At 70.7% G+C, this 18,823-nt stretch carries 7 protein-coding genes; all 7 read left to right on the forward strand.

The annotated features are described in order from the left end of the window. Position 1: 1 nt before the first annotated feature. The 7 genes from OG257_RS34560 to OG257_RS34590 all read left to right on the forward strand — a co-directional run bounded on the left by OG257_RS34560 (position 2) and on the right by OG257_RS34590 (position 18,685). Positions 2-1,060: a FecCD family ABC transporter permease gene (locus tag OG257_RS34560; protein ID WP_329213948.1), complete on the forward strand. Its 1,059-nt coding sequence runs from the start codon at positions 2-4 to the stop codon at positions 1,058-1,060. After that, positions 1,057-2,118, forward strand: coding sequence for a FecCD family ABC transporter permease (locus OG257_RS34565; RefSeq protein ID WP_329213950.1), 1,062 nt, complete (start codon positions 1,057-1,059; stop codon positions 2,116-2,118). Before OG257_RS34560 ends, OG257_RS34565 begins: the two co-directional genes overlap by 4 nt. A 50-nt stretch (positions 2,119-2,168) precedes the next feature. Beyond that, positions 2,169-3,008 carry an ABC transporter ATP-binding protein gene (locus tag OG257_RS34570; RefSeq protein ID WP_329213952.1) on the forward strand — a complete coding sequence of 280 codons (840 nt, stop codon included), beginning with the start codon at positions 2,169-2,171 and terminating at the stop codon, positions 3,006-3,008. A gap of 116 nt (positions 3,009-3,124) precedes the next feature. Then, positions 3,125-4,177, forward strand: coding sequence for an iron-siderophore ABC transporter substrate-binding protein (locus OG257_RS34575; protein ID WP_329213954.1), 1,053 nt, complete (start codon positions 3,125-3,127; stop codon positions 4,175-4,177). 46 nt (positions 4,178-4,223) lie between these two features. After that, positions 4,224-6,011, forward strand: coding sequence for an ABC transporter ATP-binding protein (locus OG257_RS34580; RefSeq protein ID WP_329213956.1), 1,788 nt, complete (start codon positions 4,224-4,226; stop codon positions 6,009-6,011). A 58-nt stretch (positions 6,012-6,069) separates the two neighbouring features. Further along, positions 6,070-16,998, forward strand: coding sequence for a non-ribosomal peptide synthetase (locus OG257_RS34585; protein ID WP_329213958.1), 10,929 nt, complete (start codon positions 6,070-6,072; stop codon positions 16,996-16,998). Further along, positions 16,985-18,685: an ABC transporter ATP-binding protein gene (locus OG257_RS34590; RefSeq protein ID WP_329213960.1), complete on the forward strand. Its 1,701-nt coding sequence runs from the start codon at positions 16,985-16,987 to the stop codon at positions 18,683-18,685. The genes OG257_RS34585 and OG257_RS34590 overlap by 14 nt, the downstream gene beginning before the upstream one ends. Positions 18,686-18,823: the final 138 nt, after the last annotated feature.

Consider the following 18,823-nt stretch of genomic DNA (forward strand, 5'->3'; position numbering starts at 1 on the left):
CATGAGCACGACTGCAGTTGAGCGCCTCGCGACCGGGGGAACAACGCAAGCCCGCCGGCGCCGGGTTGTGGGTTTGGCCACGCTTGTGGTGATCCTCCTGATCGTGGGGGTGATGTCGTTGGCCGTCGGGGCGCGCGCGTTGAGCCCTGGCGAGGTGTGGCACGGGCTGTTCGCCGCGCCGGACTCCGACCAGCGGCTCACCGAGATCAGGCTCATCGTGGAGACCGTGCGGGTGCCCCGGACGGTGCTCGCCATCGTGGCGGGCGTCGCCCTGGGGGTCGGCGGGGCGCTGATCCAGGGGTACACGCGCAACCCCATCGCCGACACGGGCCTGCTGGGGGTGAACTCCGGAGCCTCGTTCGCCGTGGTGACGGTGATCGCCCTGTTCGGGCTCTCCAACCCGTTCCAGTACGTCTGGTTCGCCTTCCTGGGAGCCGCGGTCGCCGGCGTCGTCGTGTTCGGACTGGCGAGCATCGGCCGGGGGGCGGGCAACCCGCTGACGCTCGCACTGGCCGGGCAGGGGATCACGGTGTTCCTCGCGGCGATGACCACGGCGGTCGCGCTGGCGGACAAGGAGTCGCTGAACGCGCTGCGGTTCTGGAACGCCGGTTCCGTGGCCGGGGTCGGGTTCGACGTCATCTGGCCGGTGACCGCGTTCATCGCGGTCGGGCTGGTGCTGGCCCTGACTCAACTGCCCACCCTCAACCTGCTCAACCTGGGTGACGACGTGGCGCGAGGGCTCGGGGTGAACATCGCGCTGAGCCGGACCGTCGGCATCGTCGCGATCACCCTGATGGCGGGCGCGGCGACGGCCGCGTGCGGACCCATCGCGTTCCTCGGGCTCATGGTGGCCCACGTGGCCCGGTACCTGACCGGCCCGGACTATCGCTGGCTGGTGCCGTACGCGGGTCTGCTCGGAGCCGTCGTCCTGCTGGTCTGTGACATCGTGGCCCGTTTGGTGGTGCGGCCGGGTGAGCTGGACGCGGGAGTCGTCGTCGCCCTCCTCGGCGCCCCGTTCTTCGCGGCCCTGGTGTGGCGAGGAAAGTTCAGGAACGCATGAATGTGACAGATGTGAAGCCGTCGGTGGCGCCGGGATTGCGCCTGGGCCATGTGTCGTTCGTATGGCGGCCCTGGCTCCTGTGCGTCACGCTGCTGCTGATGACGGCGACCTTCCTGGTGTTCTGCCTGTCCGTCAGCATCGGGGACTTCCCCATCGGCCTCTCCCGGGTGATCGCCACGCTCCTCGGCAGGGGCGAGCAGTTCGACGAGTTCATCATCATGGATCTGCGTATGCCGCGGGCCCTGGCCGGGCTCGTCGTGGGCATCGCCCTGGGAGTGTCCGGGGCGATCACGCAGTCCATCGCGCGCAATCCGCTCGCCAGCCCGGACATTCTGGGTATCACCGGAGGAGCCAGCGCGGTCGCGGTGTTCCTGGTGACGGTGTCGGGCGGTACCGCCGCGGCGGTCGTCAACTCCGTGGGCCTGTCCGCCGCGGCGCTCGCCGGCGGCCTCGGAACGGGGCTCCTGGTGTACTTCCTGGCGTGGCGGCGCGGGATCGACGGCTTCCGGCTCATCCTCATCGGCATCTCGGTGAGCGCCGCGATGGAGGCGATCACGACCTGGCTGCTGGTCTCGGCCGACATCAGGGATGTGGCACGGGCCCAGACATGGCTGGTCGGCTCGTTGGACAACCGGTCCTGGGACGAGGTCGAAGTCGCGCTGTGGGGCACGCTCGTGCTCATGGCCGCCGTGGCCTGCGTCGCGTTCCAGTTCAAGCCGATGCACCTCGGCGACGAGATCGCCGCGGGTCTCGGCGTCCGGTACTCGTGGGTGCGGGCGGTCCTCCTGCTGTGCGCGGTGCTGCTGGCCGCCATGGCGGTGAGCGCGGCCGGTCCCGTTCCGTTCGTCGCGCTGGTGGCGCCGCAGGTGGCGATGCGTCTGGCGAGGTACCCGACCCCGCCGATGGTGGCCTCCGGCATGGTCGGGGCGTTGCTGCTGATCGGCGCCGACCTGTTCGCGCGTACGGCACTGCCGATCAGCCTCCCCGTCGGCGTGGTCACCGCCGCGATCGGCGGCCCCTTCCTCGTGTACCTGCTGGTGCGCGCGAACCTCAGATAGAGCACGCACAGGCTTCGGCAATCCAGGCAATCTTGACTAGAGGGGGGCTTGTGGCCGCTCAGTACATCACCGAGATCGAGTCCGGCGTCGATGACGTCGCACGGCTGGCAGCCAGGGGCGTCACGGTCGGGTACGGCAGCCGGACCGTCATCGACGGCCTCGACGTGGCGATCCCGCCAGGGGTGATCACCACGATCATCGGCCCCAACGGCTGCGGGAAGTCGACCCTGTTGCGCACCCTGACGCGGCTGCTCAAGCCGACCGGCGGCACGGTCGTGCTGGACGGTGAGGACATCGCCCGGCTCAGGTCCAGGGACGTGGCGAAGAAGCTCGGTCTGCTGCCGCAGGCACCGGTCGCGCCGGAGGGGCTGACCGTCTCCGATCTGGTCGCCAGGGGGCGTCATCCGCACCAGAGCTGGCTGCGGCAGTGGTCGTCGGACGACGCCGATGTCGTGGAGCGCGCGCTGGCCATGACCGGGGTGTCCGAACTGGCGGACCGTCCGGTCGACTCGCTGTCCGGCGGACAGCGTCAGCGCGTATGGATATCGATGACGCTGGCCCAGGGCACCGACCTGCTGCTGCTGGACGAGCCGACCACCTACCTGGATCTGGCGCACGCGATCGACGTGCTCGACCTGGTGGACGACCTGCACGAGTCGGGATGCACGGTGGTCATGGTGTTGCACGACCTCAATCTGGCCACGCGTTACAGCGACAACCTCATTGTGATGAAAGAGGGTTCGATCCTCGCGCAGGGTCACCCGCGCGACGTGATCACGGCCGAGCTGCTGCAGGAGGCGTTCGGGCTGCGCGCCATGGTGATCGAGGACCCGGTGGGCGACCGGCCGCTCATCGTTCCGATCGGCCGGACGCACGTCCAGTTCAACTGAGGGCCGAGTAAGGGAAATCGTCAAGGTTAGGCTAGGCTAACCTCACCAACGCAGGATAAGGTTTGGCTGCCCTTAGACGGGGGCACGCGGACAGCGCGAAAGCAAGGGATTCCCGGATGCTCCTCCATAGAACGACGACGGTCACGAAGTCCTGGCGGCGGTTGGCGGCCGTCGTGTCCGCCGCGACGCTCGGCGTCGGCCTTCTCGCCGGATGTGGTTCCGACACGGCGGACAAGAAGACTGACAAGGCTCCGGCCGCCGCCTCCGGCGCGTTCCCGGTCACCGTGGAGCACGCGTTCGGATCGACGAAGATCGACAAGGCCCCCAAGCGGGTCGTCACCGTCGGCTACACGGACGATCAGACCGTCCTGGCCTTCGGTATCAAGCCGGTCGGCATGGTCGACCAGTACCCGAACCCGGCCGGTCAGTCCCCCGACATCAACACCCAGTGGCCCTGGGTCAAGGACAAGTGGGGCGACGCCCGCCCCGAGGTCGTCATGAAGAACGGCGACGCGGGCCCCAACTTCGAGAAGATCGCCTCCCTGCGGCCGGACCTGATCCTCGCCGTCTACTCCGAGGTCGACCAGGCCGCCTACGACAAGCTCTCCAAGATCGCTCCCACGGTGGGCCGCACCAAGGGCGAGAAGGAGCTCTTCAGCGCACCGTGGCAGGACAACGCGGTCCACATCGCCAAGGCGCTCGGCAAGGAGGCCGAGGGCACCGCGATGGTCAAGAGCGTCCAGGGCCAGCTCGACGCGGCCCGTGAGGCGCACCCGCAGTTCGGCAAGGAGACCGCTGTCGCGGTGTCCTGGTACAAGGACTCGATCTCGGCCTTCACCACCACCGACGTGCGCGGCCGACTGCTGACGGGCATCGGCTACAAGGGTGCGACGGAGATCGACAAGATCGCCGGCGGCGAGTTCTCCACCGCCCTCTCCCCGGAGCGCGTCGACCTGATCGACGTCGACCGCATCGTCGTCATCAACGACAAGGCGGACACGGAAGCGCTGAAGAAGTTCGAGCTGTTCAACAACCTGTCCGCGGTCAAGGCCGGCAAGGTCTCGTACCTGCTGGACAGTGAGGGCCCGGCGGTCGGTGCGGCTCTGTCCCAGGGCACCCTGCTGTCCATGCCGTACGGGGTCGACGAGCTCGTCAAGTCGGTCGAGTAGAGATGGTGGTCAACCTGTCCAGCCCCCGGCCCGAACCGGTCCGCGCGTGAGTGTCACCGATACACGCGTCGCACCGGCAACACTGCGCACGGCGACCGGACGCGAGGGCACCCGATGGGTGGCGGCGCACTGCCGCGAGTTGCCATGGCTGACCGCCGCCACCGTGTTCACCACGGTGGCGGGGGCAGCGCTCCAGGTGCTCCCGGTCCTGCTGCTCGGCCAAGTGGTCGACGGGGTCGTCGAAGGCGAATCCCGCTCGGTCCTGGTCACGATCGGGGCGTTGATGGTGGCCGCCGCGGTGTTCGGCGCGGCGGCCACCGCGGCGTCGACGTACCTGATCGGGCGGCTGGGTGCGGATCTGCTCGCGCGGCTGCGCGAAGGTGCCGTCCGGGCGGTGCTCGGGATGCCGAGCGCGCGCATCGAGCAGGTCGGCCGGGGAGATGTGCTCTCCCGGGTCGGTGACGATGTGGCCGTGCTGTCCAGGGGTATCCGAACGGCCATCCCCACGGTGTTCTCGGCCGGAGTGCTGGTCGCCATCGCCACGGCCGGCATGTTCGGACTGGACTGGCGGCTCGGCCTCGCGGGCGCCGGCGCACTGCCCGCGTACGCGCTGGCCCTGCGCTGGTACCTCCCCCGCTCCGCCCCGCTCTACCGCAAGCAACGGGCCGCCCAGGCGGACCGTGCGCAGGCGTTGATCAGCGGCCTGAACGGGATCGACACCGTCCGGGCGTACCGCCTCGAGGGCGCCTTCCGCGAGAAGGTGACCAGTGAGTCCTGGCGGGTGCGCGATCTCGGCATCGAGGTGTTCCGGTTCTTCGGCCGGTTCGTCGGCCGGGAGAACCGCGCCGAGTTCATCGGTCTGGTCCTCATCCTCGTGGTGGGGTACGCCCTGCTGGAGGCCGACATGGCCAGCCTGGGCGAGGTGTCGGCGGCCCCGCTGATGTTCCACCGGCTGTTCACGCCGCTGGGCGCCATCATGTTCACCTTCGACGAGGCGCAGAAGTCGGGCGCCAGCCTGACCCGGCTGGTCGGGGTGCTGGGGGAGGCCGCGGAGGAGCGCCTGGTGGGCGACTCCACCGTCGCGCCGGCCAAGGCCGTGCCGTACCCGGTGACGGTGGAGGGACTGACGTTCACCTATCCCGACACCGAGGATCCCGTCCTACGGGATGTCAGCCTGTCGATCCCGGCGGGCGGTTCGCTCGCCCTGGTGGGGGCGACGGGCGCGGGCAAATCGACGCTGGCCGCGCTGATCGCGGGCATCGGGACCCCGCAGGCCGGATCGGTGCGTATCGGGTCGAGCGACCTGGCCGGAATGGACGAGGCAGGCGCACGTGCCCTGGTGAGCATCCTGACGCAGGAGACGCACGTGTTCTCCGGTCCGCTCGCCGACGATCTGCGGCTGGCCGCGCCGGAAGCGACCGATGCGGAACTGATGGGCGCGTTGCGCACCGTTGGTGCCGACGGGTGGGTCCAGGCGCTGCCCGACGGACTGCACAGCATGGTCGGCGAGGGCGGAGAGCGCCTGGACGTGACCAAGGTCGCCCAGGTGGCCCTGGCCCGGCTGGTGTTGGGCCGGGCCCCGGTGGTGGTGCTCGACGAGTCGACCGCGGAGGCGGGCAGCGAGGGCGCCGCAGAGCTGGAGCGGGCCGTGCTGGCCGCGTGCGCGGGCCGGACCACGTTGTTCGTGGCGCACAGGCTGACCCAGGCGATGGCGGCGGACCGGATAGCTGTGCTGGACGCCGGGCGCGTGGTGGAGCAGGGAACGCACGAGGAGTTGGTGGCTCTCGGCGGCCGCTATGCCCGACTGTGGCGGGCCTGGCGTGAAGGTAGTTAGGTAAGCCTGACTTAGGGTAGCCTAACTTCCATACCTTGGAAGGGACACTGAGTCTTCGATGATGGATCCGAACGCTCGACTCGTACTGCTTTCTCCCGCGAGCCTGGCCGACGTGCGCCGGCGGACCGGTAACCGCTCCGACAGGACCATCGCCGAAGCGTGCGCCATAGGTCTCTCGTACTGGGCGACCGGCCTGGGGCCCGACGGCATCGACCTCACCCCGGGGACCCTGTTCGCGGATGTTCTCGGGTGGGTCGACAACGGCGGTTCCGGGCCTGTCGGTTGGGAGGTCGGTGCGGACGGCCGGAGCATCGCCGTCCCCGAAGGCGTCCTGCGGGCCGACGCACAGCTCGCCCTGGAGGACCTGGCCGACTTCCCGGACCGGCCCATCGGCAGCATCGGCCCGTCCGGTGCGGCGGCGCGGATCGAAGCCCTGGCCGAGTGGAACGACACCGACGCCGACCGGGTCCGCCCGACCATGGTGGAGATGTTCCGCGAGCAGGCGCGGGCCAGGCCCGACGCCGTTGCCGTCGTCGACGAGAACCGGTCGCTGACCTACCGTCAGGTGGCCGAACTGTCGGCGCAGCTGGCCCACCATCTGGTGGGACGCGGACTCACCGCGGAACAGGTCGTCGGTATATCGCTGGGCCGCTCCGCCGACATGGTGATCGGGCTGCTCGGTGTGCTCCAGGCAGGCTGTGCGTTCGTGCCGCTCGATCCGCAGTGGCCCGCCGCGCGCCGCGCCGTCGTCGTCGAGGACGCCCGGGTCGTGCTGCAGCTCAACGACTCGGGCGAGCACAACCCGGGTGAACCGGAAGCCGTGGCCGTGGACCTCGGCGACTGGAAGTTCGCCTCCCGCCCCGTCGAGGCGCCCGAGGTCACCGTCCCCGGCGACGCCCTGGCGTACGTGATCTTCACGTCCGGTTCCACCGGGCGGCCCAAGGGCGCGATGATCCGGCACGAAGCGATCAGCGAGCGCCTGCTGTGGCAGGTCGACGAGATCCTGCGCTTCGGCCATGACGACGCGTCACTCTTCAAGGCCCCGCTGTCCTTCGACATCTCCATCAACGAGATCTTCCTGCCGCTGGTGTCCGGCGGCAGGCTCGTGGTCCTGCGGCCCGGCGGCGAACGCGACCCGCACCACCTGCTGAGCGTGATCGCCGAACACCGCGTCACCTTCACGTACCTGGTGTCGTCCATGCTGGACGTGCTGCTGGAGATCGCGGGCGACTCCGGGCGGCTGGACAGTCTGCGGCACGTGTGGTGCGGCGGCGAGGTGCTGACCCCGGAGCTGTACGAGCGCTTCCGTACCCGGCTCGACATCCCCATGTACCACGGCTACGGCCCGGCCGAGACGACGATCGGCGTCAGCCACGTCATCTACCGGGGCGAGGCGGAACGCCTGTCGACATCGATCGGCAAGGCCAACCCCAACACCCAGCTGTACGTGCTCGACGACGAACTGCGCCCCGTCCCCGTCGGTGTCGGCGGCGAACTGTACGTGGGCGGATTCCTCCTGGGGCGCGGCTACGTCAACGCGGCCGGCCTGACGGCGTCCCGGTTCGTGGCGAACCCCTTCGCGGGGGACGGGTCCCGGCTGTACCGGACCGGTGACCTCGCGCGCTACGCCCCGGACGGGTCGCTGGACTTCCTCGGCCGGGCCGACAACCAGATCAAGATCCGCGGCATGCGTCTGGAGATCGAGGACGTCGAGGCCGGTCTCGCGGAGCACCCCGGCGTACGGCACACCTGCGTCGTCGCCAAGAAGAACACGGCGGGCGGCACCTACCTCGTGGGGTACGTGATCCCGGCCGCCGGCAGCGAGGACCTGCGCGCCGACGAGGTCAGGGCGTGGGCCGTGGAGCACATGGTGGAGTACATGGTGCCCGCCCACACCGTCGTGATGAAGGAGTTCCCGCTCACCGCGAACGGCAAGCTCGACCGGAAGGCGCTGCCCGAGCCGGTCATCGGTACCGGTTCGGTCGTCCCGCCCGCCACCGAGAACGAGCGCGTGGTGTGCGCGACGGTCGCGGCGGTACTGCGGCTCGACGAGGTCGGCGTCGACCAGGACTTCTTCCGGCTCGGCGGAGACAGCATCCTGGCCATCTCCCTGCTGAGCGCGCTGCGCGAGGCGGGCCTGTACGTCACGGCACGCCAGATCTTCACCAACAGTGTCGTGGGCGCGCTGGCGGCGGTGGCGAGCCGCGAGGACGTGTCCACGGTGCGGCACGGCGACGTGGCGACCGGTTCCGTCGTCGGATCGCCCATCGTGCAGTGGCTCGGTGAGACCACGGACGCCATCGACGGCTTCGTACAGTCGATGGTCCTGAACACCCCGGCGGACCTGACCGCCGACGCCCTGGACGAGATCCTCACCGCCGTGGTCGGACGCCACGACATGCTGCGCGCCCACTTGGTGCGCGGTGAACGCTGGAGCTTCGACATCCCCGAGGCGGCCCCGGCAGCCGCGGTGTGGCAGGAGAGCGACCGTCCCCTCGACGCGTGCGTGGAACTCGCCACCGACGGGCTGGACCCGGACAACGGCGTGATGCTGCGAGCCGTCTGGCGACCGGAGTCGCGCCAGCTGGTCGTCGTCGTGCACCACCTGGTGATCGACGGCGTGTCCTGGCGGGTCCTGATGGAGGACCTGGCCACGGCGTGGCGCCAGGTCTCCTCCGGCGAAGCGGTCGAACTGCCTTCGGTGGGCACGTCGTTCCGGCGCTGGACCGAACTGCTCCAGCAGGCGGAATTCGACGCGGACCGTGCCTACTTCGAGCGCCCCCTGCCGGGAGTGGACGAACCCGTGGGCAGGCGCGCGCTGTCCGAAGCCGACACGGTCGTCCGGGAGCGCACCCGGACCGTCTCCGTCGGCCCCGAGATCACGGCCGCGCTGCTGGGCGAGATTCCCGCGAAGTTCCACGCGGGCGTCAACGACGTCCTGCTGACCGCGCTCGCGGTCTCCCTCGCCCGGTGGCGCCGCGACCTCGGGCAGGACCAGACGTTCGCGCACATCGAACTCGAGGGCCACGGGCGCGAAGGCCGGTTCGTGGCGGGCGCCGCCGGCTTCGAGCCCGAACTGTCGCGGACCGTGGGCTGGTTCACCACCCTGTTCCCGGTGACCGTCGACCCCGGCGCGGCAACCGACCTCACGGCACCCGAGTACCTGGCCGCAGCACTCAAGGCGGTCAAGGAAGACCTCGCCAGGGTGCCCAGCAACGGCGTTTCCTACGGTGCCCTGCGCTACCTGGCCGACACCGGGTTCGACGCGCCCGCACCCCAGGTGCTGTTCAACTACCTGGGACGCTTCGACTCCGGCGCGACCAGAGACTGGCAGCCCGCGGGCACCACCGGGCAGTTGGGCGAGAAGCGTGACCCGAGGATGCGCCTCCCGCGTCCCCTGGAGTTCAACGCGATCGCCGAACCCGCGTCGACCGGCGAGTACGAGCTGGTCACCACCATCTCCTGGCCCGACGGGATGTTCACCGACGAGGACATCGCGACCGTCGGCGAGTACCTGCGGGCGGCCCTGGCCGGACTGGCCGCACTCGACCAGGGCGGCCACTCTCCCAGTGACTTCGGCCTGGTGACGCTCACGCAGGCCGACGTCGACGCCCTGGACGGACCGGAGCTGCGGGACATCCTGCCGCTGACCCCGTTGCAGGAGGGCCTGTACTTCCACTCGGTCTTCGACGACGACTCGGCGGGCAGCTACGTCGAGCAGCAGTTGCTGACCCTGGAGGGCGAGGTGGACGCCGACCGGCTCACGGCGGCGGCCACCCGGCTGCTCAGCCTGTATCCGAACCTGGCCGCCAGGTTCGTGGCCCTCGCCGACGGCCGTGTGGTCTCCGTGCTGGAGAGCGGCGCCCAGGCGCCGTTCACCACGCTGGACCGCCCCGGCATCACCGACGCCGAGATCCGCGACTACGCCGAGCGGGACCGCCGTGCCGGATTCGACCTGGCCACCGGCCCGCTGATGCGGTACACCCTCGTCCGCGCGGGCTCCGGCCGGAACGTACTGGTGCAGACCGTGCACCACATCATCGCCGACGGCTGGTCGGTGCCCCCGATGCTGCGTACCCTGCTGGCCGAGTACCACCGGCCGGGGACCGCGTTCCAGATCGGCGGTTTCCCCGACTACGTGCACTGGCTCGCCGGACGCGACGACGACGAGAGCGACCGCGTCTGGCACGACCAGCTCGCGGATCTGCCCGGCCCCTCACTGGTCGCCGAAGGGCACACACCCTCCGACCGGTTCACCGACATCGCCGTGGAGCCGACGGACGACATCGACGCGGCAGCCCGGTCGGCCGGCGTGCCGCTCAGCGTGGCCGTGCACAGCGCGTGGGCGGTGACGCTGGGCGGCATCCTGCAGGGCAGGGACGTGGTGTTCGGCTCCACGGTGTCCGGGCGTGACGCGGATGTGCCCGGTATCGGGGACATGGTGGGCCTGTTCATCAACACGATCCCCGTACGCGCCCGGTGGGAGGACACCACCACGGCGGGCGACCTGCTCGCCTCCGTACGGGAACACCAGAGCGCGGTGCTGCCGCACCAGCACGTCTCGCTGGCGAGGATCGGCCGGCAGGCCGGCGCCGGTTCCCGCTTCGACACCCTGGTGGTGTTCGACGTCGCGACCGACGTGGACGCTCTGCGGGGACCCGACGACGAGCTGGTCATCGCCGACATCGTCAACGAGGGCGCCCCGCACTACCCGTTGACGCTGGTGGTCGAGCGCGCACTCGACGGCCGTCCCCGCTTCAACCTGATCTACGACGGTGAGCTGCTGCGCGAAGCGAGCGCCCGGGCCGTCCTGAGCACCTTCACCCGGACCCTCACCGGCCTCCTGACCCGGCCGGACGCACCGGTCGACGACCTGGCACCCGACGACGCCCGACGCCCCGAGCGGATCACCCCGACGACCCTGGGCGCGCTGTTCGACGCCGCCGCGAACCGCGACCCCGCCGCCACCGCCGTCACCCAGTGCGCTCTCGACGGCAGCACCAGGTCACTGACCTACGGGGAACTGGAGGCGGCGAAGAACGAGCTGGCCTCGGCTCTTCGAGCGGCCGGTGTCGGACCGGGCGAGCGCGTGGCCGTCGCCGTCCCCCGCTCCCTGGAGCAGGTCGTCGCCCTCGTCGCGATCGTCTCCGCGGGCGGCGCGTACGTGCCGCTGGACCTGGCGTACCCGGACGAACGACTGGAGTACATCCTCTCCGACGCCGCTCCGCAGGTCGTTCTCGTCGACCGTGAACAGCGGGACCGCTTCACCGAACTGCTGACCCGGGAAGGCCTGTCGGCCCGCGTGCTCGTCCAGGGGGACGAGCTGCCGCAGGCCGACGAGCTGCCCGACGACACCGCGGCAGGCTGGTACGACCCGGCGTACGTGATCTACACGTCCGGATCGACCGGCAGGCCCAAGGGCGTCGTCGTCCCGCACTCCAGCGTGGTGGCACTGCTCGCGAACACCCGGCCCGACATGGACTTCGGCCCGCAGGACGTGTGGGTCCAGTTCCACTCGTACTCCTTCGACTTCGCTGTCTGGGAGCTGTGGGGCGCGCTGGTGCACGGCGGAGAGCTGCTGGTGCCGGAGTACGCGCTGACCCGTTCCCCGGTCGACTTCCACCGGCTGGTCCAGGAGCGCGGAGTGACCGTGCTCAACCAGACCCCGTCGGCGTTCTACCGGTTCATCGAGGCCGACCGGCACGCCGGCGGGCCGGCCACCGCACTGCGCCGGATCATCTTCGGCGGCGAAGCACTCGACCCCGTGCGGCTGCGCGGCTGGGTCGACCGGCACGGCACCCGTTCGCCCGAGCTGGTCAACATGTACGGCATCACCGAGACCACCGTCCACGTCACCCACCGGGTGCTCACCGACGAGGACTTCGGCGAGGACGTCAGCCCGATCGGCGGTCCGATCCCCGGCCTGGTCACCTACCTGCTCGACGACCGGCTCCGGCCGGTACCGCCGGGCCGTGTCGGCGCCATCTACGTCGCCGGCGACCAGGTGTCCCTCGGCTACCTGGGCAGGCCCGGACTCACCGCGGGCCGCTTCGTCGCGAACCCGTTCGCGGGCGACGGCTCCCGCATGTACCACACGGGCGACCTCGCGCTCCGCACGCTCGACGGCGAGCTGCAGTTCGCCGGCCGCGCCGACGACCAGGTGCAGCTCAAGGGATTCCGTATCGAGCTCGGCGAGGTGGAGGCCGCGATCCGGGAACTCGACGGCGTGGTCGATGTGGCTGTCACCGTGGCGGAGGGCGGCGAGCACCTCGTCGCGCACGTCGTGGGACGGGTGCCCGGCGACCTCACCGGCCTGCTGTCGGCGAAGCTGCCCGTGCACATGGTGCCGGGCCGGGTCCTGCCGGTCGACGCCCTCCCGCTGACGGTCAACGGCAAGCTGGACCGCAAGGCCCTGGCCGAGCGTGCCGCACAGGACGACACCCCGGCCGCGGGCGATTCCGTACCCGCCGCACAGGGCGACGCCCCGGCGGCCACGGGCGACTCCGCACTCGCCGCACTGGTCGGCATCTTCGCCGAGACGCTGCCCGGTTCCGCGGACGTGGACGGTGACACCGACTTCTTCATGGCCGGGGGCGACAGCATCGTCGCCATCACCGTGATCAACCGGGCCAGAGCGCTCGGACTCCCGATCGCGCCCCGCGACGTGTTCCTCCTCAAGACACCGCGCGCGCTCGCCGAGCACCTTCAGACGCGCACTCCGCAGACCGCGGTCGCCGAGCCCGCCCGCCGCGAGGACGGCCCGCTGCCGCCGACGCCGATCATCCTGCGCCAGCGGGAACTGGGCGGCTCGCTCGCCCGGTTCGCCCAGGCCAGGGCGCTGGTGGCGGCCGAGGGCACCGGGTTCGCCGATGCCGAGCGCGCCGCGAACGCGGTCGTGGCCGCGCACCCCGCCCTCCGGCTGCGACTGCACGTCGAGCACGGGGTGTGGGCACTGCGCACCGAACCCGCCCGTGAGGTCACCGTCGTCCGGACGGACACGGACGACGCGACGGCCGCGGCGAACGAAGCCGCCGGGCGCCTCGATCCCGAGTCCGGAGAAGTGATCGCGTTCTCCTGGCTCGCGGCGAGCCGGACCCTGGTGGTCACCGTGCACCACATAGCCGTCGACTCGGTGTCCTGGCTCGTCCTGCTGGACGACCTGGCCGCCGCCATGGGCGGGGCCCCGCTCGCACCGCCGACCACGTCCTACGCCGAGTACGCCGAAGCGCTGAACTCCGGGTCCTCCCACGCCACCGACGACCTCGGGCACTGGATCACCACGCTCCAGGCACCGGCGCTGCTGCCCGCGGTCGAGGGTCTGCACGGGACCACCGTCGTGCTCGCCGCCGACGTGAGCGACCGGGTGACGCGTACCGCCCCCTCCGTACTGGGCGTCGGCCTCACCGAGTTGCTGTGCGGCGCGCTGCGGACCGCGCTGACACAGATCCAGCGCTCGCCCACCGATCTCGCGATCGAACTGGAGCGGCACGGCCGGGTCCCGGCGCTGGAGCACCACGACTACACCCGTACGGTCGGCTGGTTCACCTCCATCGCCCCGGTGCGGCTCACGGCGCACACCGACCCCGTCGCGGCGGCGCGCGAACTCGCCGAACGCCAGCCGGACGAGCGCGGCCACGTCGCCTACGGCCGGCTCAGGTACCTCAACCCGCAGACGGCCCCCCTGCTGAAGGCCCGTCCGCAGGTGCTGTTCAACTACCTCGGACGGGGCAGCGAGTCCCAGGCGCTGCACATCACCGGCGGGGACCAGGGCAGCCCGTACGCCGTCGAGGTCAACGCGTGGACCGACGACACCACCGGAAGCCTGCACGCGTCGTTCACCCTCGCCGACGGCATCCCCGACGAGATCGCCGTGCACTGGCTGGGCGCACTGCAGCGCATCGCCGAGGCCTCCGCGACGGCCGAGCGCACGGCACCGGTCACACCGCTCCAGAGGGGCCTGTTCTTCCAGGCCCAGATGGCGGGCGAAGCCGGACACTACGTCGCGCAGAGCTACTTCACCTTCGACCGGCGCCTGGACACCGACGCGCTGGCCGAGGCGATGGCGTACGTGATCGCACGGCACCCGGTCGTGGGCGCCGGTTTCACCACCGACGACAACGGAAACCCGGTCCAGGTGATCAAGGCGGGCCGGCGGGTCGCCGTCCGCACGGTCCATCCGGAGACGGACGCGGACGTGGAAGCACTGCGCATCCGGGACCGTGACACGGGATTCGACCCGGACGAGCCGCCGATGGTCCGGCTGACCGTGGTCCGTCTGCCCGACGACCGCGACGGTCTGCTGCTCAGCTACCACCTGCTGCTGTGGGACGGCTGGTCCCGCGAGATCCTGCTGCGGGACCTGTTCGACGCCTATCAGGCCGTCCTCGCCGGCGAACGGCTGGACGCGACACCGGTCACACCCGGATTCGAGGACTACGCCCGGGCGCTCGACGCCAGGGACCCCGCCGTATCCGAACGCTTCTGGGCGGAGCATCTGGCCGGCCTCACCGGCCCGACGCTCCTCGCCGGACCGAACCCGACCCTCACGGACGACCTGCCGCGCGCACTCGTGCACAAGCTGTCCGCCGAACAGTCGGAACTGCTGCGGGAAGCGGCCAGGGCCCACGGCGTCACGCTGAACTCGGTGCTGACCGGCGCCTTCGGCCTCCTGCTGGGCGCGCACACGGGCCGGAGCGACGCCGCGTTCGGCGTGACCGTCTCCGGCCGTGAGGGCGAGGGACTGTCCGACATCGTCGGCGTGCTGCTCAACACCGTGCCCATGTGGACGCGGGCACGGCCGGACGACACCGTCGGTGAGTACCTGTCGGCCGTCCAGACGGCGAGGGTCGCGGCGATGGAGCACGAGCACCTGGGACTCGGCGAGATCCAGCGGGCCAGCGGGCACGACACCCTGTTCGACAACCTGTTCGTGCTTCAGAACTTCCTGGACATGGACGCGTTCGCCGAGATGAACGCCAGGCACGGCATCACCTCGGTGAAGGCCGACGACTCGACGCACTACCCGTTCACCTGGGTCGTCACGCCCGGCGACCGGCTCACCGTCAAGCTGGAGCACCGCGACGGCGACACCGGGAACGCCCGTCGTCTCCTCGACGACTACCTGCGCGTGCTCGAGGACCTGGCCCGCTCCACCGGCCCGGTCGGCGCACTGCCCGGTCCGGGTCCCGAGCCCGAGCCCGCCGAGCGCACGGACGTCGGTACGGACACCGTCGTCGACCGGTTCGACCGGGCGGCGGACCGTGACCCGCAGCGGGTCGCCCTCGTCGCCCACGGCGCGACCATGACCTTCGCCCAGCTCCGGGACCGCAGCCGAGCGCTGGCGGGCGTACTCGCCGGGTGCGGCATCGGCCCGGAGACGGCCGTGGGCCTCGCGGTCCCGCGCTCCCTCGACTCGATCGTGGCACTGTTCGCCGTACTGCGTGTCGGTGCCGCGTACGTACCCCTGGAGCTCGACCACCCGGACGAGCGGATCGCCGCGATCGTCGAGGAGGCCGGCCCGAAGGTCATCCTCACCGTGAGCGCCGTGTCGCCCAGGCTGACCGGCGACCTGATCGAGCTCGACCGCCCCCTGCCCGAGGCCGAACCGTTCGTGACGTTCGCGCCCGACGCCCCGAACCGCCTGCGGCACCCCGCGTACACGATCTTCACCTCCGGATCGACCGGGAAGCCCAAGGGCGTGGTGACCGAGTACGCCGGGCTCACCAACATGCTGATCAACCATCAGCGCCGGATCTTCGAGCCGGTGCTGGCGGAGCACGAGAACAGGGTCTTCCGGATCGCCCACACCGTGTCGTTCGCCTTCGACATGTCGTGGGAGGAATTGCTGTGGCTCGCCGACGGCCACGAGGTGCACATCTGCGACGAGGAACTGCGCCGCGACGCACCCCGTCTGGTCGAGTACTGCGTCGAGCACGGCATCGACGTCATCAACGTGACTCCGACCTACGCACAGCAACTGGTGGCCGAGGGCCTGCTCGCCGACCCCGAACGCCGGCCCGCGCTCGTGCTGCTGGGCGGCGAGGCCGTCACGCCGAGGCTGTGGCAGACACTCGCCGAGACCGAGGGGACCGTCGGCTACAACCTGTACGGCCCCACCGAGTACACCATCAACACCCTCGGCGTCGGCACCTTCGAATGCCAGGACCCGGTGGTCGGCGTCGCGATCGACAACACCGAGGTGTACGTGCTCGACCCGTGGCTGCGGCCCCTGCCGGACGGTGTTCCCGGTGAGCTGTACGTGTCGGGCATCGGCATCGCGCGTGGCTACCTCGGCCAGAGCGCCCAGACCGCGCACCGGTTCGTCGCCTGCCCGTTCGGTACACCCGGCGAGCGCATGTACCGCACCGGGGACCTGGTGGTCCGGCGGCCCGACGGGAACCTGATGTACCTGGGCCGCACCGACCAGCAGGTCAAGATCCGCGGGCACCGGGTGGAGCTGGGCGAAGTGGAGGCCGCGTTCGCGGCTCACCCGGAGGTGCGTTTCGCCGCCGCCGTCGCCCAGCCCGCCCCGGAGGTCGACGGAGCGTACCGGCTGGCCGCCTACCTCGTGCTCGGTGACGCGGACCTGGCCGCGGTCGCGGCCGAAGTGGGCGCCGCACTGCCGGACTTCCTGCGCCCGACGCACTACGCCCAGGTCGACAGCATCCCGCTGACGGTGAACGGGAAGGCCGACACCAAGGCGCTCCCGGAGGCCAAGCCCCTGGGCGTGCTGACCACGGCGGGAGAGCGCGGCCCGGAGACCGAGACCGAGACCGTGGTGTGCGAGTTCTTCGCCGAGGCACTGGACCTGGACGATGACGAAGTGAGCGCGGTGAGCGACTTCGTGTCCCTCGGAGGACACTCCATGCTGGCGGTGCGGCTGATCGGGCTGCTCCGCCGGGAGTACGGTCCCGTGATCACGATCCGTGACCTGCTCGAACTGCGAACCCCGGAAGCGATTGCCAGCCACCTTGATGACAACTCCTGACACCCAGCGGCCCCGGCAGGGGGCCGACATCCTTCGGACCGCCCTGCGGCGCAACGTCGGCGCCATGACCCGGGGCACCGTCCTCATGGGCATGTACCAGGCCGGCGAGACCGCGTTCCCCATCGCGCTCGGTCTGATCGTCGAACACTCCTTGCAGGAGCGGAGCCTCGGCTCGCTCGGCCTGTCCATCGCCGCGCTGGCCGTGATCATCACGACCGTGTCGCTGTCGTGGCGGTTCGGGATGCGCGTCCTGCAGCAGGCGAACACGACCGAGGCGCACCGCTGGCGGGTGCGGGTCGCGGCCTGCGGACTCCAGCCGGTGGCCAGGGACGTCGACCTGAAGTCCGGCGAGGTGCTGACCATCGCCACCGAGGACGCCGACCAGACCGCCGACATCATCGAGGTGGTGCCGCTGCTGATCAGCTCGCTGGTCGCGGTGGTGGTCGCGGCGGTCGCGCTGGGCCTGGCCGACATCCGGCTCGGCCTGCTCGTGATCGTGGGAACGGTCGCGATCCTGTCGGTCCTGAGCGTGATGTCCAAGCGGATCGGCGCAAGCACCCAGGAACAGCAGGCCAGGGTGGCGAGGGCGGGGGCGAAGGTCGCCGACCTCATCACCGGCCTGCGCCCGCTGCACGGCTTCGGCGGCAACCACGCGGCGTTCCTCTCCTACCGGAAGGTCAGCACGGAGGCGAAGCGGCAGGCGATCACCGTCGCCAAGGTGAACGGTGCGTACGCCGGCACCGCGCTGGCCCTCAACGCGGTGCTCGCCGCCGCCGTGACCCTGACGTCCGGATGGCTGGCGTTCGAAGGGCAGATCAGCATCGGGGAGCTCGTCATGGCCGTGGGGCTGGCGCAGTTCATCATGGAACCGCTCAAGATGTTCTCGGAGATGCCGAAGTACGTCATGATGGCGCGCGCGTCCGCCGAGCGGATGGCCCTCGTACTGGCCGCCCCGCCGGTGACGACCCCGGGCCCGGAGCGCCCGGCCGCCGGCGGTGACCTCGAGATCGACTGCGTTCGGTACGGGGCGCTGCGCAAGCTGAAGTTCAAGGTCTCCGCGGGCGAGTTCGTGGCCATCGCCGCCTACCAGCCGCGCGCGGCGGCCGACTTCGCGTCGATCCTCGCCGTGAACGTCCCGCCCCACGCGTACGAGGGAGCGGTACGGGTCAGCGGGCACGAGATCGCGGACCTGTCGGTCGAGTCGGTCCGTGAGCACATGCTGGTGAACCCGTACGACGGGGAGATCTTCGCGGGCACCCTCCGTACGAACATCGACCCGTCGGGCACCAGCCCGATGGTTCCCGAGGCAGTCGAGGCGTCCATGCTGACCGATGTGGTCGCCCTGCACCGCGAAGGGCTCGACCACGGCGTCCGCGACCGCGGCGCGAACCTCTCCGGTGGGCAGCGCCAACGGCTGTCCCTGGCCCGGGCCCTTGCCGCCGACTCCGACATCCTGGTTCTGCACGATCCGACGACAGCCGTCGACGCGGTCACCGAACAGCTCATCGCACGCAACATCGCGAAGATGCGCCGGGGCCGCACCACGGTCGTGTTCACCAGCAGCCCGGCGCTCCTGGACGCCGCCGACCGTGTCCTCGTCCTGGACGACGGGGTGGTCACCGCCGAGGACACCCATCGCAACCTGCTCGCCACGGACGAGGACTACTGCCTGGCCGTGGCTCGTTGACCGGGCCGGGTCTCCCGTACCCACGGGAGACCCGGCCCGCCCGGGTTCCGCGTGCCGTCCTGCGGGGGACCCCCGCTGAGCGACTGGGTATCCGGCGGGCCGCCGTTTGAGCACCGGTACTCAGGCCCGCGGGATGCT

Origin of the sequence: Streptomyces sp. NBC_00683, assembly GCF_036226745.1 — a bacterium.
Classification (GTDB): Bacteria; Actinomycetota; Actinomycetes; order Streptomycetales; family Streptomycetaceae; genus Streptomyces.

Coding starts and splice junctions, on each gene's coding strand:
- OG257_RS34560 (WP_329213948.1), top strand. CDS start 2: ATGAGCACGACTGCAGTTGAGCGCCTCGCGACCGGGGGAACAACGCAA.
- OG257_RS34565 (WP_329213950.1), top strand. CDS start 1,057: ATGAATGTGACAGATGTGAAGCCGTCGGTGGCGCCGGGATTGCGCCTG.
- OG257_RS34575 (WP_329213954.1), top strand. CDS start 3,125: ATGCTCCTCCATAGAACGACGACGGTCACGAAGTCCTGGCGGCGGTTG.
- OG257_RS34585 (WP_329213958.1), top strand. CDS start 6,070: ATGATGGATCCGAACGCTCGACTCGTACTGCTTTCTCCCGCGAGCCTG.
- OG257_RS34590 (WP_329213960.1), top strand. CDS start 16,985: ATGACAACTCCTGACACCCAGCGGCCCCGGCAGGGGGCCGACATCCTT.